Annotated in this window: 18 protein-coding genes and 1 pseudogene; all 19 read left to right on the top strand. The window is 56.8% G+C overall.

Features of this window, described 5'->3' with window-relative positions:
* Positions 1–18 precede the first annotated feature (18 nt).
* Positions 19–450 (top strand): Rap1a/Tai family immunity protein, encoded by a 432-nt coding sequence (locus tag KW829_RS02250; RefSeq protein ID WP_010432833.1) that lies wholly within the window; start codon positions 19–21, stop codon positions 448–450.
* Positions 447–941, top strand: coding sequence for a T6SS effector amidase Tae4 family protein (locus KW829_RS02245; protein WP_089601498.1), 495 nt, complete (start codon positions 447–449; stop codon positions 939–941). The genes KW829_RS02250 and KW829_RS02245 overlap by 4 nt, the downstream gene beginning before the upstream one ends.
* Positions 926–1,375, top strand: a complete 450-nt coding sequence (locus KW829_RS02240; protein WP_010432839.1) for a T6SS amidase immunity protein Tai4 family protein — start codon at positions 926–928, stop codon at positions 1,373–1,375. Before KW829_RS02245 ends, KW829_RS02240 begins: the two co-directional genes overlap by 16 nt.
* A 180-nt stretch (positions 1,376–1,555) precedes the next feature.
* The gene (locus tag KW829_RS02235) at positions 1,556–2,038 is read left to right on the top strand and encodes a type VI secretion system tube protein Hcp (RefSeq protein ID WP_010432842.1); all 483 of its coding nucleotides are present in this window, start codon (positions 1,556–1,558) and stop codon (positions 2,036–2,038) included.
* 57 nt (positions 2,039–2,095) lie between these two features.
* Positions 2,096–2,638 carry a hypothetical protein gene (locus KW829_RS02230; protein WP_010432843.1) on the top strand — a complete coding sequence of 181 codons (543 nt, stop codon included), beginning with the start codon at positions 2,096–2,098 and terminating at the stop codon, positions 2,636–2,638.
* A complete protein-coding gene (locus KW829_RS02225) occupies positions 2,629–3,036 on the top strand; it encodes a putative T6SS immunity periplasmic lipoprotein (protein ID WP_010432846.1) in 408 nt (135 codons plus the stop codon). The genes KW829_RS02230 and KW829_RS02225 overlap by 10 nt, the downstream gene beginning before the upstream one ends.
* An 82-nt stretch (positions 3,037–3,118) precedes the next feature.
* Positions 3,119–4,882 (top strand): type VI secretion system-associated FHA domain protein TagH, encoded by a 1,764-nt coding sequence (gene tagH, locus KW829_RS02220; protein ID WP_218307509.1) that lies wholly within the window; start codon positions 3,119–3,121, stop codon positions 4,880–4,882.
* Positions 4,879–5,676: a PP2C family serine/threonine-protein phosphatase gene (locus KW829_RS02215; protein ID WP_042714629.1), complete on the top strand. Its 798-nt coding sequence runs from the start codon at positions 4,879–4,881 to the stop codon at positions 5,674–5,676. Before tagH ends, KW829_RS02215 begins: the two co-directional genes overlap by 4 nt.
* 16 nt (positions 5,677–5,692) lie before the next feature.
* Positions 5,693–6,679: a hypothetical protein gene (locus KW829_RS02210; protein WP_218307508.1), complete on the top strand. Its 987-nt coding sequence runs from the start codon at positions 5,693–5,695 to the stop codon at positions 6,677–6,679.
* Between the two features lie 9 nt (positions 6,680–6,688).
* Complete coding sequence (locus tag KW829_RS02205; RefSeq protein ID WP_042714633.1) at positions 6,689–7,501, top strand: type VI secretion system accessory protein TagJ; 813 nt, start codon at positions 6,689–6,691, stop codon at positions 7,499–7,501.
* On the top strand, positions 7,494–8,057 hold the full coding sequence (gene tssE / locus KW829_RS02200) for a type VI secretion system baseplate subunit TssE (protein WP_120158029.1): 564 nt from the start codon (positions 7,494–7,496) through the stop codon (positions 8,055–8,057). Before KW829_RS02205 ends, tssE begins: the two co-directional genes overlap by 8 nt.
* 2 nt (positions 8,058–8,059) lie before the next feature.
* A complete protein-coding gene (tssF, locus tag KW829_RS02195) occupies positions 8,060–9,931 on the top strand; it encodes a type VI secretion system baseplate subunit TssF (protein ID WP_120158030.1) in 1,872 nt (623 codons plus the stop codon).
* The gene (gene tssG / locus KW829_RS02190; protein WP_148399876.1) at positions 9,928–10,971 is read left to right on the top strand and encodes a type VI secretion system baseplate subunit TssG; all 1,044 of its coding nucleotides are present in this window, start codon (positions 9,928–9,930) and stop codon (positions 10,969–10,971) included. Before tssF ends, tssG begins: the two co-directional genes overlap by 4 nt.
* 38 nt (positions 10,972–11,009) lie before the next feature.
* Positions 11,010–13,625 (top strand): type VI secretion system ATPase TssH, encoded by a 2,616-nt coding sequence (gene tssH, locus KW829_RS02185; RefSeq protein WP_218307507.1) that lies wholly within the window; start codon positions 11,010–11,012, stop codon positions 13,623–13,625.
* 24 nt (positions 13,626–13,649) lie between these two features.
* Positions 13,650–15,068, top strand: coding sequence for a serine/threonine-protein kinase (locus KW829_RS02180; protein WP_218307506.1), 1,419 nt, complete (start codon positions 13,650–13,652; stop codon positions 15,066–15,068).
* Positions 15,069–15,100: 32 nt separating this feature from the next.
* Positions 15,101–16,519 carry a phospholipase gene (locus KW829_RS02175; RefSeq protein ID WP_089601512.1) on the top strand — a complete coding sequence of 473 codons (1,419 nt, stop codon included), beginning with the start codon at positions 15,101–15,103 and terminating at the stop codon, positions 16,517–16,519.
* Between the two features lie 35 nt (positions 16,520–16,554).
* Positions 16,555–17,280 carry an ankyrin repeat domain-containing protein gene (locus KW829_RS02170; RefSeq protein WP_256350462.1) on the top strand — a complete coding sequence of 242 codons (726 nt, stop codon included), beginning with the start codon at positions 16,555–16,557 and terminating at the stop codon, positions 17,278–17,280.
* Positions 17,281–17,312: 32 nt separating this feature from the next.
* Complete coding sequence (locus tag KW829_RS02165; RefSeq protein WP_218307505.1) at positions 17,313–17,768, top strand: hypothetical protein; 456 nt, start codon at positions 17,313–17,315, stop codon at positions 17,766–17,768.
* Positions 17,769–17,786: 18 nt separating this feature from the next.
* Positions 17,787–18,148: pseudogene (locus KW829_RS02160) on the top strand (ADP-ribosylglycohydrolase family protein); the annotation flags it as partial.
* Positions 18,149–18,179: the final 31 nt, after the last annotated feature.

Genomic DNA, 18,179 nt, shown 5'->3' with positions numbered 1-18,179 from the left:
AGTGAATAAGGATATACGGTGAAACATAGACTTTTGATCGCAACCAGTTTGCTGGCAGTTTCTACTCTGGCGAGCGCGGACGCTGGAAATTATAAATACCCTCAAGCTGAAGCATTGCCTCAGGATGACACATCAAACTTCCAACGCGATCCGACGTTGTTAACAGGATACGATTTAAATTTGAGTGCAGATCGTTTCGCTAAAGCCTGGCTGTCGAAAACGAATGAACGTGAACGCATCAAGGCAAATATGTATCTTCTCGGCGTAGTCGACGCGTCTGAGGGCACTGCATGGTGCAAGGGCAGGCCTTTTTTGCCAAATACTCTACATGAGTTTCTCTATTCTCGTTTTGCGAACTTATCGAAACAGCAAGGTGATGAACGCGCTTCAAAAATCATCATTGACGGAATGAAAGAATTACGCCCGTGCAAAAAGGAGAGTGACAAATGAAACCATTATACGAACAACTAAAACGTCAGCATTACTCTTCAAATCATACGCGCGCGGGTTTTGCCTCGGGTGAACAGGTCTTCTCAGAAATTGGCTATGATTATTCAACAATTATCAAGCAGCAACCGGCATACGAAAATACCTGTGCGGTAAGAATGAGTCTGGCATTGTTAAAATGTAATGTTGAATTCACAGGTCGTTTACCCATAAAGTCGGGTCCCTATAAAGGAAAAACAATCGAACCTGGCGCAAAATTACTTGCCGATCAACTTTATAAATCGCATGTATTTGGCAAGGCAGAAATATTTACCGATCGCGAGGCGGGTGCGCGCGCAATGTTGGGTCGAAAAGGAGTTGTTTTCTTCAATAAAATTGATGGGTATGGCGGTGGTCATATCGACCTTATCGAGCCTCTGAGTAATAATTCGTTTATATGTAACTCCGATTGCTTTCCGTACTGTCAGGAAATCTGGTTTTGGGAATTAAAATAATTTCATTCAGGTATCTAAAGACAGCATTTATTTTGCTCACTTGCTTATGTTTTTCTGCTCGCGGTGATAACCCTCACGTAGATTTTTATCAGCAGCAAACATACCGGCAGGGGGTCAAAGATCTTGTCCTGGCGCGCTGTCTTGCGCAGGTAGCAGATAAGGGTAGCCAGTTCTCTGTCGACGCGGCCCGCAGTGCGAGTGCATTCATCGAATGGATACCGTTTGATGCTGAAAACGGTACTGACAAAGTTAACGCCATTATTGGAAAATATAAAAGCAAAATTAACGGCTTCCACTCGGAGCGAAAGCCTGATGTAAAAGGCGTGACGTTAAATTGTTTACGTCTTTACCACAGTGACGAACTTAATAAACTGGTTCCGCAATTAATCATCGGAAATCCTGACCGCACGTGGCTCCAGGATAACCCGCAATAGTAAAAGACTTCACATTCTTACCGTTAATTCCGGGGGGATGTAAGACTGTCAAATGACACGGGTCATTTGATATGAGGCAGAGGTAAAATATGGACGGTTTTATTCAGCCCCATGCTTTCCTGTTTGCCATATAAGGGCTTTTTCGAAAGCAATATTGTTCATTCACGAAGAGTAGATATTATGGCTATTGATATGTTTCTGAAGGTCGAGGGTGTTACGGGCGAGTCTAAAGATTCTAACCACACCGGCTGGACTGATATTACCTCCTTCTCCTGGGGTGCATCCCAGCCGGGTAATATGAGCGTTGGCGGTGGCGGCGGTGCCGGTAAAGTTAACTTTAACGACCTGCACGTTAACGCGCTGATCGACAAATCCACTACAGCAGTCCTGAAACACTGCGCAAGCGGTAAGCACCTGACCAAAGTTGAACTGTCCGTCTGCAAAGCAGGTGGCCAGCAGGTTGAATACACCCGCATCACCCTGGAAGACGTCCTGGTGACCTCTGTTCAGTACACCGGTGCAGACAACGGCGACACCGTTGGCGTGACCTACGCATTCCAGGCTGCGAAAGTGAAACAGCAGTACTGGGAGCAGACCACTGCCGGTGGTAAAGGTGCTGAAAGCAGCGCTGGCTGGAACATCAAAGAGAACAAAGAAGCGTAATTGCATATGTGGCCGGGGAGTTTTCCCCGGCCATTATCTACCGGGAAGGAAGATAGCATGGCAAGTTTACAGGAAGGAGGCGCCCGTCCTCTCACCATTGGTGAAATAGCATTGGCACGCTCGGTTTTTGGCGACGCAATAAAATATTCAGAAGTTAAAGTGCATAATAAAAGCTATTTGCCCTTTAATATGCAGTCAAACAATGTTGCGATGACGCCTAATGGCGAACTCTATTTTCGGGAGCCGCATTATCGGGACGACTTCTCGACAGAAGTTCCACGATATAAACACTGGTTTATTCACGAGATGGTGCATGTTCTGCAGCATCAGATTGGAATGAATGTTCGTACCCGAGGGGCATTCAGTTGGGCAGCAAGTTACAATTACTCCTTACCCCCGGATAAAAAATTGTCGGATTTTGGTATGGAACAGCAGGCCTCTGTCATCTCCGATTATTTTTTTCTGATTAATTACGGCTTGGGTGATTTCCAAAACATTGCCGGGTTTGAAGGGATTATTGGGCCGGATCTCAAGGATAAATATCAACAGGTGTTATCTTTGTATTTCAAGAACCCTAAGGATCGGCGGGTATGGTTATGAAACAGTTATTCGGTGTGTTTGCGGTCACATTAATGGCGAGCGCCTGTGTGTCTCATCCAGCACAATATCAGTCGCTTTCGGTTACGCTTAAAAACAATGAACCCTGTTTTGCTATCCCCGCAAATTCCGGGTTAGAAGCGCCGGTCATCAGCCATTCACCCACCATTATGAAAAGAGCGGGAAATGAATGGAAAACGATATCGCCGCCGTCAACCTATAGCCCTGCGGTGACGTTAAATATTCAACAGTGCAACCAGTGGCGTGGTATCACGTGGCAAACCGGAGAATATGATGTGACACTGAAAGTGTCAGGCAAAAACGATTCTGTGCGTTATGCCGCGCGATTCACTCTGGAAGAAAATGCAGCGGGCCAATTTAAGGTCACTCAGACAGAATAGAATGTGTTACCACCCAAACGCCGCCGTTCTCGCCCCGAGAGCGGCAGCGTTTGAGCGCTAATCATACCAGCAGGAATACGCCATGCGATTCACGATTATTTCTACGAAACCCGGTCATCAGCCGCCGCAGAGCAGCTGTGATTTTTACGCCCCGGGCGGCACCATTGGGCGCGGTACGGATAACAATCTGGTATTGCCGGACAATGACCGCACCATCTCGCGTCTGCAGGCTATTGTTCACGTTGATGCCAATGGCGAATGTCGCGTTACTAACCGTGGCAGCGTTACGCGCGTGGTATTGAACGATATTCCACTGGAACGCGGTCGTCAGGTCGAGCTGCAGGATGGAGACGTTCTGGGTATTGATGACTACCGCATTGAAGTGGCTGAAATTATTCACGACACGCAGCCGGTGAGCCGCATGGCGGCCAGCATGCAGCAGCAGGTTCGTCCAGCCGCGCCAGCACCAGCGTCGCAGCCGAAACCGGCGAATGCCGCACCGCGCGGAAAGGGCGAGCCGACCGCCGTGCCAACCGAGATCTGGGATAGTCTGATGCAGGAGTTCTCCATCTCCGACAGCATCTCAAGCAACCGCACAAAACCTCAGCCTGCAGCATCACAGGATCCGTTCTCCCAGCCCGCTGCACCGGAGCGTAACGCTGAAGATCCGCTGGCGATGTTCAACGACAGCGATCCGAAGCTTGAGCGTAAGAACGTTGACCCGGACACGCTGTTCAGCGATGAAGCCTTATTCAAAAAAGAGAGCATCTTTGACGACATTACGCCCTCAACGCTGGTGCCGCCGGTGGAAACTAAGCCAGCCGAGCCTAAAGAAGAGGCGGCGGATGAGCTCGATCCACTGGCCCTGTTTGGCGGCACGGCCAGCGCGCCCGCCGCGCGTAATGATGACCCTCTCGGGCTGATGGGCGGTGCACCGTTGACGCATCCGGATGACATTGCCGACGACAGGCCGGAGCCAACGCCTGCGCCGGTTGAGGAAGAGGATGTCCTCGCCGATTCTCCGCTGTTCGCCCCTGAGCCGCAGGAATCCCCGCGTGCTGTTGAAGAAGAGCCCGCGCGACCGGATTACGCAGGTTTCACCATGCCGACCCCGCAGGCCGTTGCGCGCAGTAGCGCTCAGGCACCGAAGGGCCGCCTGCGCATCGACCCGGTCAATAACGCTGCCTCCCCAACCGCCACGGCTAACAGCGGCGAGAAAGGCGACGTGTTGCAGGGCGAGCTGCTGGAGGCGCTGCTGGAAGGCATGGGCCTGAGCGAAATGCAGCCCGTTCCGCAGTTTGACCGTGAGAATATGCGTCAGCTGGGGCAGATCCTCGGCATGTTCTCTCAGGGCACCGTGGCGCTGCTTTCCTCGCGCTCCATCCTCAAGCGCGGCGTGAAAGCCGATATGACCATGGTGCTGGACGATGCCAACAATCCGTTCAAGCTGCTGCCGACCGGCAAAACCGTCCTGATCCAGATGTTCGGCACGCCGATGCCGGGCTTTATGCCGCCAACAAAATCCGTGCGCGACGCGCTGATCGATCTGCAGGCGCACCAGCTGGGCATGATCTCCGGTATTCGCGCCATCATCGCCGCAATGCTGCAGTCCTTTAACCCGGAACAGCTGGAAGAGCAGGCGAAGCAGAACGGCATGACCTCCCGTCTGGCGCTGCCGGGCAGCCGTAAAGCCGCCCTGTGGGACTACTTTGTTCGTAGCTATGGCGAGACGGCAGGCGAGATTGAGGATGACTTCCACACCCTGTTCGGCGAGGCCTTCCTTCATGCGTACGACATGGAGGTGAATCAGTACAAAGACTCACAGAGCGGATCGGAAGACAAATGAATATCGCAACGGCTTCTCTCTCCCGCCAGGGGACGCGCGCCAGCAACCAGGATCAGACGGGAGAAACCATAGGGGAACGTTCAGCCTGCTTTGTCGTCTGTGACGGCATCGCGGGTTTGCCGGGCGGTGAAGTGGCCGCTGAGCTGGCCCGCAACAGCATCATTTCCCGCTTTGATGGCGACAAGCACCTGAATGCACAGCATATTCGCGACTATGTGCAAACGGCGAACCGCACCATTCTCAGCGAACAGCAGGCGGTTCAGGATTACCGTCGAATGGGCACAACGCTGGTGAGCCTGTTCATCGACCGGGATTACCGCCTGGCCTACTGGGCGCACGCCGGGGACAGCCGCCTGTATCTGTTTCGCCGCGGCTGGCTGTGGCATGTCACCACCGACCACAGCCTGGTTCAGCAGATGAAGGATGCGGGGCATCAGACCGACGATCTCAACAGCAACCTGCTGTACCTCGCGCTGGGGATTGAAAACGGTGGGCCGGAAGCGAGCTACAGCGACGTGGTGCAGGTGGAAGACGGCGATGCCTTTTTACTCTGCACCGACGGGTTCTGGCACGGCGTCAGTGAAGAACAAATGAAGCAGTCGCTGCATATGGTCAATACGCCGCAGGAGTGGCTGACCTTAATGAACCAAATCATTCAAAAGAATGGCGAGCAGGAGGGGAATGCTCAGGACAACTATACGGCCCTGGCGGTATGGATGGGCGACCCTCAGGACACCACTTTGCTGCATACGCTCTCTGACGCAGCGCAATTTCTTCCCTGCGGAACTGATTAGACACACAAGGAACGATATGAAACTTTGGCTATCGGGTTTAGCACTTCTGGCGGTGACCTCCACCGCGCAGGCTGAGAATTTCCGCATCGTGCAGTCCCCTGCGCAGAAGCTGGATATCTGGATCGACAACATCAAAGACAACACGCCGCAGAGCTGGTGTAAGCCTGAAGTGGCGCTGCGTATTGTGGCAAACGGCAAGAAAGACGTCTCCGTGCTGGAAAACTTTGTGCCGCGTCTTGGCTCACTGCTGGAACATCAGTGCAGCAAAGTGAATAAACTCAGCTGGACGCTTAACGATCCGGCGGGCGTCACGCTGGCTGAGGGTACCGCAGGGAAAGCGCAGGATTGGGCGCTGGTGGTGAAACAGCAACAGGCGGTTCCGGCCAGTACCGCCGCCAGCGGCGCGCTGCTGCCGCCGGATCAGAACGCTGAAGCCCGCACCGTGGCTGCTGACCGCACGCCGTGGCAGGAGTTTACCCTTCAGGACGGCTGCCATCTGCGTACGTTCTGGGAAGGCGGAGCCTCCGCACCGGCACTGTTCATCCCGGACACCGACACCACCCGCTGCGGTAACGGCAGCTGGCTGAGCGGTCATACCGTTATCTCTCAGACTCGCAACGGCGAGCAGAAAGAGATGGCGGTGACCTACATTCACGGCTTCCCGGTCATGGGCCTGAACAAAAGCGCCGATCCTGAAAACGCCCTGATCACCTCCGTCAACAAAGAACGCATGGTCTTCAGCACGCAGAACAGCGATCAAAGCTGGATGATCCTGCCCTACGACAACGCCCTCAACGGCTGGAAAAGCAACGGCACCGTGGCGGTAGAGATCTCCCGCGAGATCGCCAGTGATGACGCCAAACTGCAGGCGCGCATTGCCGAAGTCAAACAGACCTGGGGCGCGTGGGTGACACCGGGTACCTCGCTGAATATTGTCCTGATTGACACCCTGCGTCCTCAGCTGCGCGATCCGGCAGTGGGCGCATGGCGCGCGGCAAACTAAGGAGTGGCGATGAATACGCTCTATCAACACCTGGCGGGTGAGCCGCTCAGCGATGCGCTGCGTCGTCTGGAAGCCGACATCAAAGTCCGTCCGGCGGATGCCGATCTCCGCGCCGCGTTTGTGCAGTTTCTGATCCTCAGCGGCAACTGGACCCGCGCCCTGACCCAGCTGAAAAGCTGGGTGGCGCTGAAGCCCCAGGCGAAGCCTACCGTTACCCTGCTGGAGCAATCCATTCAGGGCGAGCTGCAGCGCGCGCAGGTGATGGCAGGACAGGCGCGTCCGGCCATGCCTGAAACCCAATGGCCGTGGCTGACAACCCTGGCCGCGGCGCTGAGCGAGGAGGGCGAACGCGCCAGTGCGCTGCGTCTGGACGCCCTTGAGACGGCGCAGGCAAACCCTGGTCAGATCACCCTCGAAAATGATGAGACGCAGGCGTTTGGCTGGCTGATGGACGGCGATGCCCGCCTCGGCCCGGTGTGCGAAACCATCGTGAACGGCCGTTATTTCTGGCTGCCGTTTAGCGCTATCGCTGAGATCCGTTTTCAGGCGCCTGCCAGCGTCACCGATCTGGTCTGGCGTCACGCGCTGGTGCGCCTGACCGACGGTACGGAGCAGGTGTGTCAGATCCCGGCGCGCTATCCGTTTGCTGAAGACGCTTCGGATGCCGTCATGCTCGGGCGTACGACTGAATGGTTGCCGCTTGACGCTGACGGTACGCTGTACGAAGGACGGGGCCAGAAGGCGTGGCTGAGCGAACAAAGCGAATACCCGCTGCTTTCCCTGAACCTCGTGACGTTTGCGACGGATGGAGCCGATGAGTAATCCCGCTGGCGAAGGCGATCTGCTGCGCAGCGGCTGGCAGGCACGCAGCAAGCAGGAGAAGGTGGGGGCGCGCGACAAAATGCAGCCCTCGCTGCTGGATCGTCTCACCGATAACGACCCGGAAAAAAAACGCGAGTCGGCCAACAACAATCTGATCACCCACGCCGCCCTGCGTCGCAATGTGCTGCGCGATCTGCAGTGGCTGTTTAACACCATCAACCACGATGCCTCCGGCGATTTGAGCGCCTTGCCGCACGTGAACCGCTCGGTGGTCAACTTCGGCGTCGCACCGCTGGCCGGGAAAAGAATGTCGGATATCGAATGGCACGATATTCAGCGCAAGCTCACCGAGGCCATCATCAATTTTGAACCACGCATTTTGCCGCAGGGGCTGCAGGTCCGCTGCGTGTCGGATACCTCTTCGCTGGATCTGCACAACGTGCTCTCCATCGAGATCAAAGGGCGTCTGTGGTGCGTGCCGTACCCGCTGGAGTTTCTGTTTCGTACCGATGTCGATCTGGAAAACGGCCATTTTGAACTGAAAGATGCGGGGTAATCATGGAAAGTAAACTGCTCGAATACTACAACCGTGAGCTGGCCTACCTGCGCGAAATGGGGGCCGAGTTTGCCGAACGCTACCCTAAAGTCGCCGGACGGCTGGGCATGCGCGGCATCGAAGTGGCGGACCCGTATACCGAACGTCTGATGGAGGGCTTCGCCTTCCTGACCTCCCGCGTGCAGATGAAAATGGACGCGGAGTTTCCGCGCTTCTCCCAGCGTCTGCTGGAGATGATTGCGCCTAACTATCTCGCGCCCACGCCGTCGATGGCGATCGCGGAGATTGAGCCCGACAGCAGCAGGGGCGACCTGAGCAAGGGCTTCATTGTGCCCCGCGGTACCATGATGGACAGCCTGGCGCTGAAGAAGACCGGCGTGACCTGCAGCTATACCACGGCGCACGAGGTTAACCTGCTGCCGCTGAAAATCGACAGGGTCGAGCTGGGCGGCGTGCCCGCCGATCTGCCGCTCGCGCAGCTGGGGCTGAGCCAGCGGGGGATCAACAGCGCCTTACGGATCCGCATCGCCTGCGACGGCCCGCAAAACCTCGGGCACCTGGATTTCGACCGTCTGGAATTCTTCCTCGGCGGTCCGGACATTGAAGCGCTGAAGCTGCTGGAGCTGGTGATGGAGCACCACGCCGGGATCGTCTGTCAGACGGTCAGCCCGCAGCCGCAGCGACAGCTGCTGGCGTCTGACGCGCTTCGCCAGGAAGGCTTTGAGCCTGACCAGGCGCTGCTCCCGGACGATCTGCGCAACTTTGACGGCTACCGTCTGCTGCAGGAGTATTTCGCGTTTCCGGCCCGCTTCCGCTTCATCAGCCTCAGCGGTCTGAGCAAGCTGATTCAGCGTTGTGAAAACGAAAAAGCCTTTGATATTTTCATCCTGCTGGATAAGTCGGATGAACAGCTGGAGCGCGTGGTCGATGCCAGCCATCTGGCGCTGCACTGTACGCCAGTCATCAACCTGTTCCCAAAGGTCGCGGCGCGTCAGAAGCTGAACGAAGGCCAGCATGAATACCATCTGGTGGTCGATAACATTCGTCCGCTGGATTATGAAATTTATGCGGTCAAAAAAATCTATGGCAGCGCCGACGGCCAGCGTGATGACCAGACGTTTCGTCCATTCTGGAGCACCTGGAGCGGCGATGCGGGCAACTACGGAGCCTATTTTTCCCTGCGTCGTGAACAGCGCGTGCTTTCCGAGCACGCCCTGCGCTACGGCACCCGTACCGGCTATATTGGCTCGGAGGTCTTTATTTCGCTGGTGGATGAACAGCACGCTCCCTGGCAGGAAAACCTGCGCTATATCTCTGCCGAGGTGCTCTGCACCAGCCGCGACCTGCCGCTGATGCTGCAGCAGGAGCTCGGACAGTTCATTATGGCCGACTCCATGCCCGTGAAGTCCCTGACCCTGCGTAAAGGGCCGACGCCGCCGCGTCCGGCGCTGGCCGAAGGGTTCAGCACCTGGCGGCTCATCAGCCAGCTGCAGATGAACTACCTCAGCCTGATGGACAGCGAAAATGAAGACGGCGCGGCCGCGCTGCGCCAGCTGTTAGGGTTGTACGCCAACCTGGCAGAAACGCCCGTTGCGCGTCAGGTGGAGGGGGTACGCCACTGCGTGCTGGAGCCGGTTCACCGCCGCGTGCCTGAACCCGGCCCGGTCGTTTTCGCCCGCGGGATCGGTATTACCCTGATGGTGGATGAGCGAGCCTTTTCCGGTGCCAGCCCGTGGCTCTTCGGCAGCGTAATGGAGCGTCTCTTTGCCCGCCTGGTGTCCATCAACAGCTTTACGGAGTTCACCCTGAAGAGTCAGCAGCGCGGCGAGATTGGCTACTGGGCACCGCGCATGGGTAAAAGGGCGCTGATATGAGTGATGCTGCCACTGCACCGCTGCGCGTACATCGCCTGACCCGGCTGCCGGATACGTTCTGGAGCGGGGTCCGCGAGACGCCCTGGCGCTACGATCTGTTTCAGCTGTTAAGGCGCATTGATGCCCAGGGCGGCGAGCGCTACCCGCTGGGACGCGCGCCGCTGCCGAAATTTGAGCCGCTGCGCATCGGCCAGCAGCCGTCGATGAGTTTTGCGCCGTCGACGCTGGCCCAGGTACGTCAGCGGGAGGAAAGCGGGCTGCACGAGGTCTCTATCCTCAGCTTCGGCCTGTTTGGCCCGAACGGCCCGCTGCCGGTCCACATGACCGAATATGCCCGCGAGCGTATTTACCATCATCAGGACTCCAGCCTCAGCGCGTTTGCCGATCTGTTCCACCACCGCCTTGCACTGCTGTTTTACCGCGCCTGGGCGGATGCGCAGCCGGCGGTCTCTCTGGATCGCGCCGATAACAAGCGCTTTGAGGGCTACCTGGCGTCGCTGATTGGCATGGGGCAGCCGGGGCAGATGAACAAAGGCAGTCTGAGCTCGCATGCACGCTTTACCCACGCCGGACACCTGACCCGTAACGGGCGGGATCCGGAGGGGCTGGAGAAGATCCTGCGCAACTATTTTAAAGCGCCGGTCAAGCTGGTCAGCAACGTGCCGCAGTGGATGCCGCTTTCCACGCGCGAGCAGGCGCAACTGGGAGCAGGACGCCGCATGCCGCGCATGGGTGAGTCCGCCTTTCTCGGCGTCGCCGTCCGCGACGTTCAGCATAAGTTTCGCATCGACATTGGCCCGCTGAGCGCGGAGGAGTACAACCGCTTTCTGCCGGGAGAAGCGTGGGTCACCGAGCTGCGCGACTGGGTGCGTCAGTACGCCGGGGTGGAGTTTGAATGGGAAACACGGGTGATCCTGCGTGAAGACGCGGTGCAGGGCACCACGCTCGGCAGCAATGGGCGATTAGGCTACAACACCTGGCTGGGCCGTCAGCCGCAGCCTGTCCCGCGTGGCGATCTGGTGTATCGCGCAGAGCGGTAATCCTTCCGTATACCGAATTATTGTTAATGGAAACTAACATGTCAGAAATTAGCCGTGCCGTGCTTTTCGGCAAACTGGATACGCTGTTATTTACCTCTCTGGAAAGCGCCACTGCGTTCTGCAAGCTGCGCGGCAACCCCTATGTTGAGCTGGTGCACTGGCTGCATCAGCTGATGCAGCAGCAGGATGGCGATCTGCAGCAGGTCATCCGCCACTTTGCCCTTGATGAACAGCAGCTGACGCGCGATATCGTTGCGGCGCTGGATGTCCTTCCGCGCGGGGCGAGTTCCGTTTCCGATCTCTCCGAACACATCGACAGCGCCGTGGAGCGCGCCTGGGTCTTCGGCTCGCTGAAGTTTGGCGTTAGCCGTATTCGCGGCGGCCATTTGCTGATCGGCATGCTTAAAACCTGGAATCTGGCTAACGTGCTGAAAAGCATCTCGTCACAGTTCACCCGCCTGAACGTTGAGGTGCTGATTGAGCAGTTCGACGCTATCTGCGCCAACAGCAAAGAGACGCAGCAGGCCGCAGCCGCCGTCGATGCACCGGCGGGTGCGGTACCGGCTGCGCAGGGGACGCTGGCCCAGTACGGCCAGGACCTGACCGCCCGCGCTCGCGAAGGGAAGATTGACCCGGTTGTCGGGCGCGACGAGGAGATCCGCCAGATGGTGGATATCCTGATGCGTCGCCGCCAGAACAACCCGCTGCTGACCGGGGAAGCCGGGGTCGGCAAAACGGCGGTGGTGGAAGGGCTGGCGCTGCGTATCGCCGACGGCGACGTCCCGGAGCCGCTGCAAAATACCCAGCTGTGGCTGCTGGATATCGGCATGCTGCAGGCTGGCGCAGGCATGAAAGGCGAGTTTGAAGCTCGTCTGCAGGCGCTCATTAATGAAGTCCAGTCCAGCGCAACGCCGATTATTCTGTTCATCGATGAGATCCACACCCTGATTGGCGCAGGCGGCCAGCAGGGTACCGGCGATGCAGCGAACCTGCTGAAGCCAGCGCTGGCGCGCGGTCAGCTGCGCACCATCGGCGCCACCACCTGGGCGGAATACAAAAAGTACATCGAAAAAGACCCGGCGCTGACCCGTCGTTTCCAGACGGTGCAGGTGCATGAGCCGGACGAAGCGAAAGCCATTCTGATGCTGCGCAGCACCGTATCGCCGCTGGAGACGCACCACCAGGTGCTGTTGCTCGACGAAGCGGTCAGCGCGGCGGTAAAGCTGTCGCATCGCTACATCCCGGCGCGTCAGCTACCGGACAAAGCCGTTGCGCTGCTCGACACCGCCTGCGCCCGCGTCGCGGTAAGCCAGAGCGCGCCGCCCGCGCAGCTGGAAGACTGCCTGCGCCACCTTGCCGCGCTGGACGTGGAAATTGAGATTGCTGAGCGCGAAGCGCGCGTCGGTGCCGGTGACGCCGGGCGCGTAACGGCGTTACGCGCAGAACGCGACGCGTACGAAACAAAACGCGAAGCTCTGGCCCAGCGCTGGGAAGAAGAACGCAGCCTGGTGCAGGAGATTATTCGCCTGCGTGCGGCGCTGTTCGCGGCGGGCGATGAAGATAGCGCCGAGCTGCGCAGCCAGCTGGCGGAAAAGCAGCAGGCGCTGAACGCCTTACAGGGCGATGAACCGCTGCTGTTTGCGGCTGTGGATGAAAACGTGGTGGCCGCGGTGGTCTCTGACTGGACCGGGATCCCGCTGGGCCGGATGGTGAAAAACGAGATCGACGCGGTGCTGAACCTTGCCGATACGCTGAACCAGCGCGTTATTGGACAGCGTCACGGTCTGGATCTCATTGCCCGCCGCGTGAAAACCTCGCGAGCGAAGCTCGACGATCCCAACAAACCGGTGGGCGTCTTTATGCTGTGCGGCCCGTCCGGCGTCGGTAAAACGGAAACCGCGCTGGCGCTCGCGGAATCTCTGTACGGCGGCGAGCAGAACGTTATCACCATCAACATGAGTGAATTCCAGGAAGCGCACACTGTTTCAACGTTAAAAGGTGCGCCTCCGGGCTACGTGGGCTATGGTGAAGGCGGTGTATTAACCGAGGCCGTGCGCCGCCGCCCGTACAGCGTGGTGCTGCTGGACGAAATTGAAAAAGCACACCCGGACGTCCACGAGATCTTCTTCCAGGTCTTTGATAAAGGCTGGATGGAAGACGGCGAGGGGCGCCATATTGATTTCCGTAACACCATCATTATTCTGACGTCTAATGTCGGTACCGACCTGATTAGCGCGATGTGCGCCGATCCGGAGCTGATGCCGGAGCCTGACGCGTTAAGCGGCGCGCTGCGCCAGCCGCTGCTGGAGGTGTTCCCGCCGGCGCTGCTGGGCCGTCTGCTGGTGGTGCCGTACTATCCGCTCAGCGACGAGATGCTGGGGCTGATTGTTCGTCTGCAGCTCAAGCGCATTCAGCGCCGTCTGGAAGAGAATCACAGCATTATTTCTGAGTTTGACGACAGCGTGGTGGAACAGATTGTTCAGCGCTGTACCGAGGTGGAGTCCGGTGGCCGCATGGTGGATGCTATTCTGACCAACACCTTACTGCCTCAGATGAGCCAGATCTTACTTACCGCCAGCCGTAGCGACGAGCAGTACCGACGTCTGCACGTCACCTGCGAGCAGGGCGAGTTTCACTGTCAGTTTGCCGCGTAATAATCATCAAGAGAACTGTAAAAGATGACGGATAATGATAACAATCGGACTGTCCCAAACGCGCTCCCGGTCGGGTACCGCTTCAACGAGTTTGAAATCAAAGAGGTGATCGGCGGCGGCGGTTTTGGCATTGTCTATCGCGCGTGGGATCACCAGCTCGAACGCACTATCGCTATCAAAGAATTTATGCCTTCCTCGCTCGCCGTGCGCGGTGATGACATGACCCTCGTGCTGCGCAGCGAGCGCTTTGGCAAAGCGTTTTCCGCCGGCCTGAACAGCTTTATTCAGGAAGCCCGTCTGCTGGCGCGCTTTAACCACCCGAACCTGCTGCACGTCCTGCGCTTCTGGGTGCAAAACGACACGGCCTACATGGGGACGCTGTTTTACAGCGGCACCACGCTTTCACGCCTGCGCGAACAAAAGCCGGAGCTGATCAACGAGGCGTGGATCCGCCGCACGCTGCCAATGCTGTTCGGTGCGATCAAAACCATTCACGACGAAGGCTATCTGCACCGCGATATCTCTCTGGATAATATTCAGATCCAGGATAACGGCCTGCCGGTGCTGCTCGATTTCGGCTCCGCGCGCCGCACCATCGGTAACCTTTCCGACGAAACGGAAACCATGCTGCGCCCGGGCTTTGCGCCGATTGAGCAGTACACCGACGACAACGAAAGCGAGCAGGGTCCGTGGACGGATATCTACGCCCTTGGTGCCGTGCTGCGGACTCTGATCGTGGGATCGCCGCCGCCGGTCAGCGTGGTGCGCTCTATCCAGGATACCTGCAAACCGCTGGTGGAAATCATGCCGCAGGGTTATTCCATCCCGCTGCTGCAGGCCATTGACCGCGCGCTGGCGCTGCACATGGAGGACCGTCCGCAGTCTATCGACGAGTTCGCGGCGCTGATCGAGATGCCGGTCGCCGGTATCAACGATGTGCTGACCGCCAAAAAAACCGGCACCATGCTGGTTCCGGTAGAGGAAGAGAAACCGGCTTCGGCGCTTGACTGGCGCCGCTACAAGATCCCGGGCATGGTTGCCGCTGGCGTGCTGGTGGGCATTGTAGCCGGAGCCATGCTGTTTAGCGGCGGCGGTCAGGATGCGCCCGAGCAGGCTGTACAGGCACCGGCAGAGACGCGTCCGACTGAAACCGCCGCGAACACGCCAGACGTGAAGCCGGAAACGGAGAAGGTTAGCGAGCAGGCAGCGGAACAGGCTCCACCACCTGTCGCGAGCCCTGTTGCGCTGGTTTATATCCGTATCCAGGACGGCGAAACGCTGAAAGTGAACGGCGAGCCAAAAGCGCTGCGTCCGGCGACGAACGGTTATGCATCGCTCAAGCTGCCAGCCGGTGAGGCGAAGATTGAACTGCAGGGCAACGGGAGAACGCGTACCCAGACGCTGGATATTGCCAAGCCGGGTACTTGGCTGGTGAATCCGTAAGTCAGGCAGGGACAGGGAACAGGACGGAACGAATGTATAACATTAAGTTTGTCTATCTTTTCAGCGAGAACGTCTCGCCAGCGCTTTTTGCGAAAATTATCCGCCCGTCCGTCGCCGGGCAGTGGATTATGTCGGTTCCCGACAATTCGCTGCGCTCGCTGTTCACGCGCTACGATTTGCTGCGAACCATCACCGGTGCGAATCCCTATCAGTCCGGGCGCGATACGCGCAAGCTGATTGCGCAGGATCTTGATATGGGCAGAATCGTTGCAATTGACGAAAGTTTTCGCAGTTGGTCATCGGTAACGGAAATCTTTTACATCAATGCACAGGGGCGGCTGCAGGCCGCCTCGCTTACCGGGCTGGGCTGGTACCCGGTAAGCACTATCGTCGATCGTTACGAAACGATGGTGCGCACCTATGGTTCCCGCCCTGCGCCAACGGAGCTGCCGACGCAGGTGGTGAAATCCAAAGCGGCGCAGGTGCCTGACCAGCCGACGCCGGGCAAAGACGGTAAAACCTATGCCTCTCAGTTGCAGAATATGACCAAAGCCGAACGCTGGCAGGCCCGTAAGGACCTGATTGCGAAGGGCAGCAACAGCCTCTACCCGGATGCGCAGATCGCGGCTAAACGGTTAGCGGCGAATAATATTGCCGTGGAGAAAGCGAAGCTTGCGGAAAATGTTTATAAGACCGTAAACCCGCTGGAAACAACGCCGGGCGTGCCGGAGGGGTGGACGGATATTAGTAATGACGCAGCGGCGCTGAAGAAGCTTGGGCTGAACAGCAAATCACTTTTCGACAACACAGCCTCTCCTGATTTTCTGGCCCGCGTATATCAACCCGACCCAGAGGTGTTTGGTCGTGATATGAACCCAACGTTGGTTTTCAGAGGATCACGGCAACCCGAATTTTTCCCCATGAAGAACATGGCTGACTGGAAAAATAACGGTGCACAAGGGCTCGGAATGGCGTCAGATTATTATAAAAGAGCAGTGGGTCTTGGCGAACAACTCTCTAAATCCGGTCAACAAGTGGACATTGCGGGCCACTCTTTAGGGGGCGGATTAGCGTCTGCTACCGCAATGGCCAGCGGTATGCCGGGATGGACCTTCAATGCGGCCGGTCTAAATTCAGGTACCGTAGAGAAGTACGGCGGAAGTTTGTTGGGCAGTACGGAAAATATTCAGGCTTACCGGGTTGAAGGTGAACTGCTGACAAAAATTCAGGAAGTTAACCTTTGGGAAGATTTCAAAACGGTTAAAGGACACGTGCCGGCGCTGATAGCCAAAGAAGAGCTTTCTGCCGTCATGCCTAACGCTGCCGGAATTGCACACGACCTTCCGGGGGGAACGGGAGGTGCTCTCGATCGCCATGGCATCGATCAGGCGATTAACTGTATTGAGCAACAGAAAGATGAAGACATCGCCATTATCGGGAGTCGCGCGTGAAATCATTGATTACTGGCTGGATAGCGCTTTGTTTAATGTTTATGGTTCAGGGGTGCAAGCAAAATATGGATTTAAAACCAGACAATTACTTCAGTGGTCAGCAGCTCGCAGTCGCGCGTGCAATTGAAGCCGGTGAGATGAATGAGGTTATTAAATTAGCGTCGCAAGCAGACCTTAATAAGCCCGGTAAAGAGGACATGACGCTGTTGTTTTGGGCGGTGATGAACGCAATTAACGATAAAAAAACACCGGAACAGCTAAAAATTATTACCGCTCTGGTTAAATCGGGGGCAGATCCGCTCCAGCCAAGGCCTAAAGGAGAGAGCAGTCCGGCTGAATATGTGCTGAAAGCGGACAGTGGGGTCTGGATAAAGGCGATGCTGGAGGGCGGATTATCGCCGGATGCGAAGGATAAAACGTTTGGGGAACCAATTATCTTCGAGACCCTCGAAGCAAAAAACACCGATACGCTGCAGGCGATGCTTGACGGTGGAGCGGACATCAATATTACCAATTCACTGGGTAATACGTTGCTGATCGCCGCGCTGGACTTTCACTCTTACGATCATGTCCTGCTTTTGCTGGAGCGTGGCGCGAACGCTGAGATCAAGGCGGATAATGGCTGGACAATGGCCAACCAGCTGCAGCGTTATCTGAACCGGGCGAAAGAGGGCAGTGACGAATATCAAAAGCTGACTGAAATCAAAGACACGCTTATTCAGCATGGCGGTAAATGGCCTCCTGCACCGGTGAGCCAGTGATGTTGTTTAACAGTGCACTTCCTTGAGCAATGATGAGTGTTAAAAAGCAGGTATTCATTTTCTGGGGAACGATGGATGCGCTGGCTGTTGTGGTCTACTGTGCGCAGTCCATGCGCCATAACAGAGTCCCCTTTGTATCCGATATATCCTCTTTCAGTGCGACAGGAAACTGGCTTTCTGGTGGTGGATCCGGCGTTCTGCTGCTTTTCTTTATTCTCGATTTCCTGTTGCTGTTGTCGCTCTTTGCCTCGGCATGGTGCTTTCTGAGCGGGAAGCCTTTCGCGAGCAGACTGGCGCTCTGCCAGGAAGTTTTTCGTCTGATCTCCTTCCGGTACTCGGTGACCCTTTTCCCTTTGTTGTTGAATATCGCGGGCGCCTCGAACGTCTGGCTGTATAGTATTTTGTTTATATTTTCAGAGTTTCTTAAGATCTACTCCCTGTGGATACATCAATACGGAAGGACGCGTAATGCTCGATCTTCACAGTGACGATGCTGTGGTTAACCAAAAGAGGCGTTGTTCAAGCCTCATCGGTTTCCTTTGTGTGCAAGGGTTATGATCGTTAACGCTGGTGAGTACAAGCATAAGTCGCGTCACCAGATTCGCTCCAGCGGTTATGTTATCGATACGCTTGAGGCCGCAATGTGGGCGGTATGGCATACGGATAATTTCCGTGATGCGATCCTTCTTGCCGCCAATCTGGCGGACGATGCCGACCGCGTTGCGGCAACGGCAGGTCAACTGGCCGGTGCGTTATATGGCTATTCAGGTATTCCGCAGAAGTGGAAAGATAAACTGGTCCAACACGAACGTCTCGTCAGCATGTAGGGGAGCTATTTCACAGTGCACCTGAGGATAACTTTCTCTAACTCTGACGCATAAGAGCACCGGCGCATATCC

Source organism: Enterobacter sp. ENT02 (genome assembly GCF_019219165.1).
Lineage (GTDB): Bacteria > Pseudomonadota > Gammaproteobacteria > Enterobacterales > Enterobacteriaceae > Enterobacter > Enterobacter mori.
This window is presented reverse-complemented; position numbering and strand designations above follow the sequence as displayed.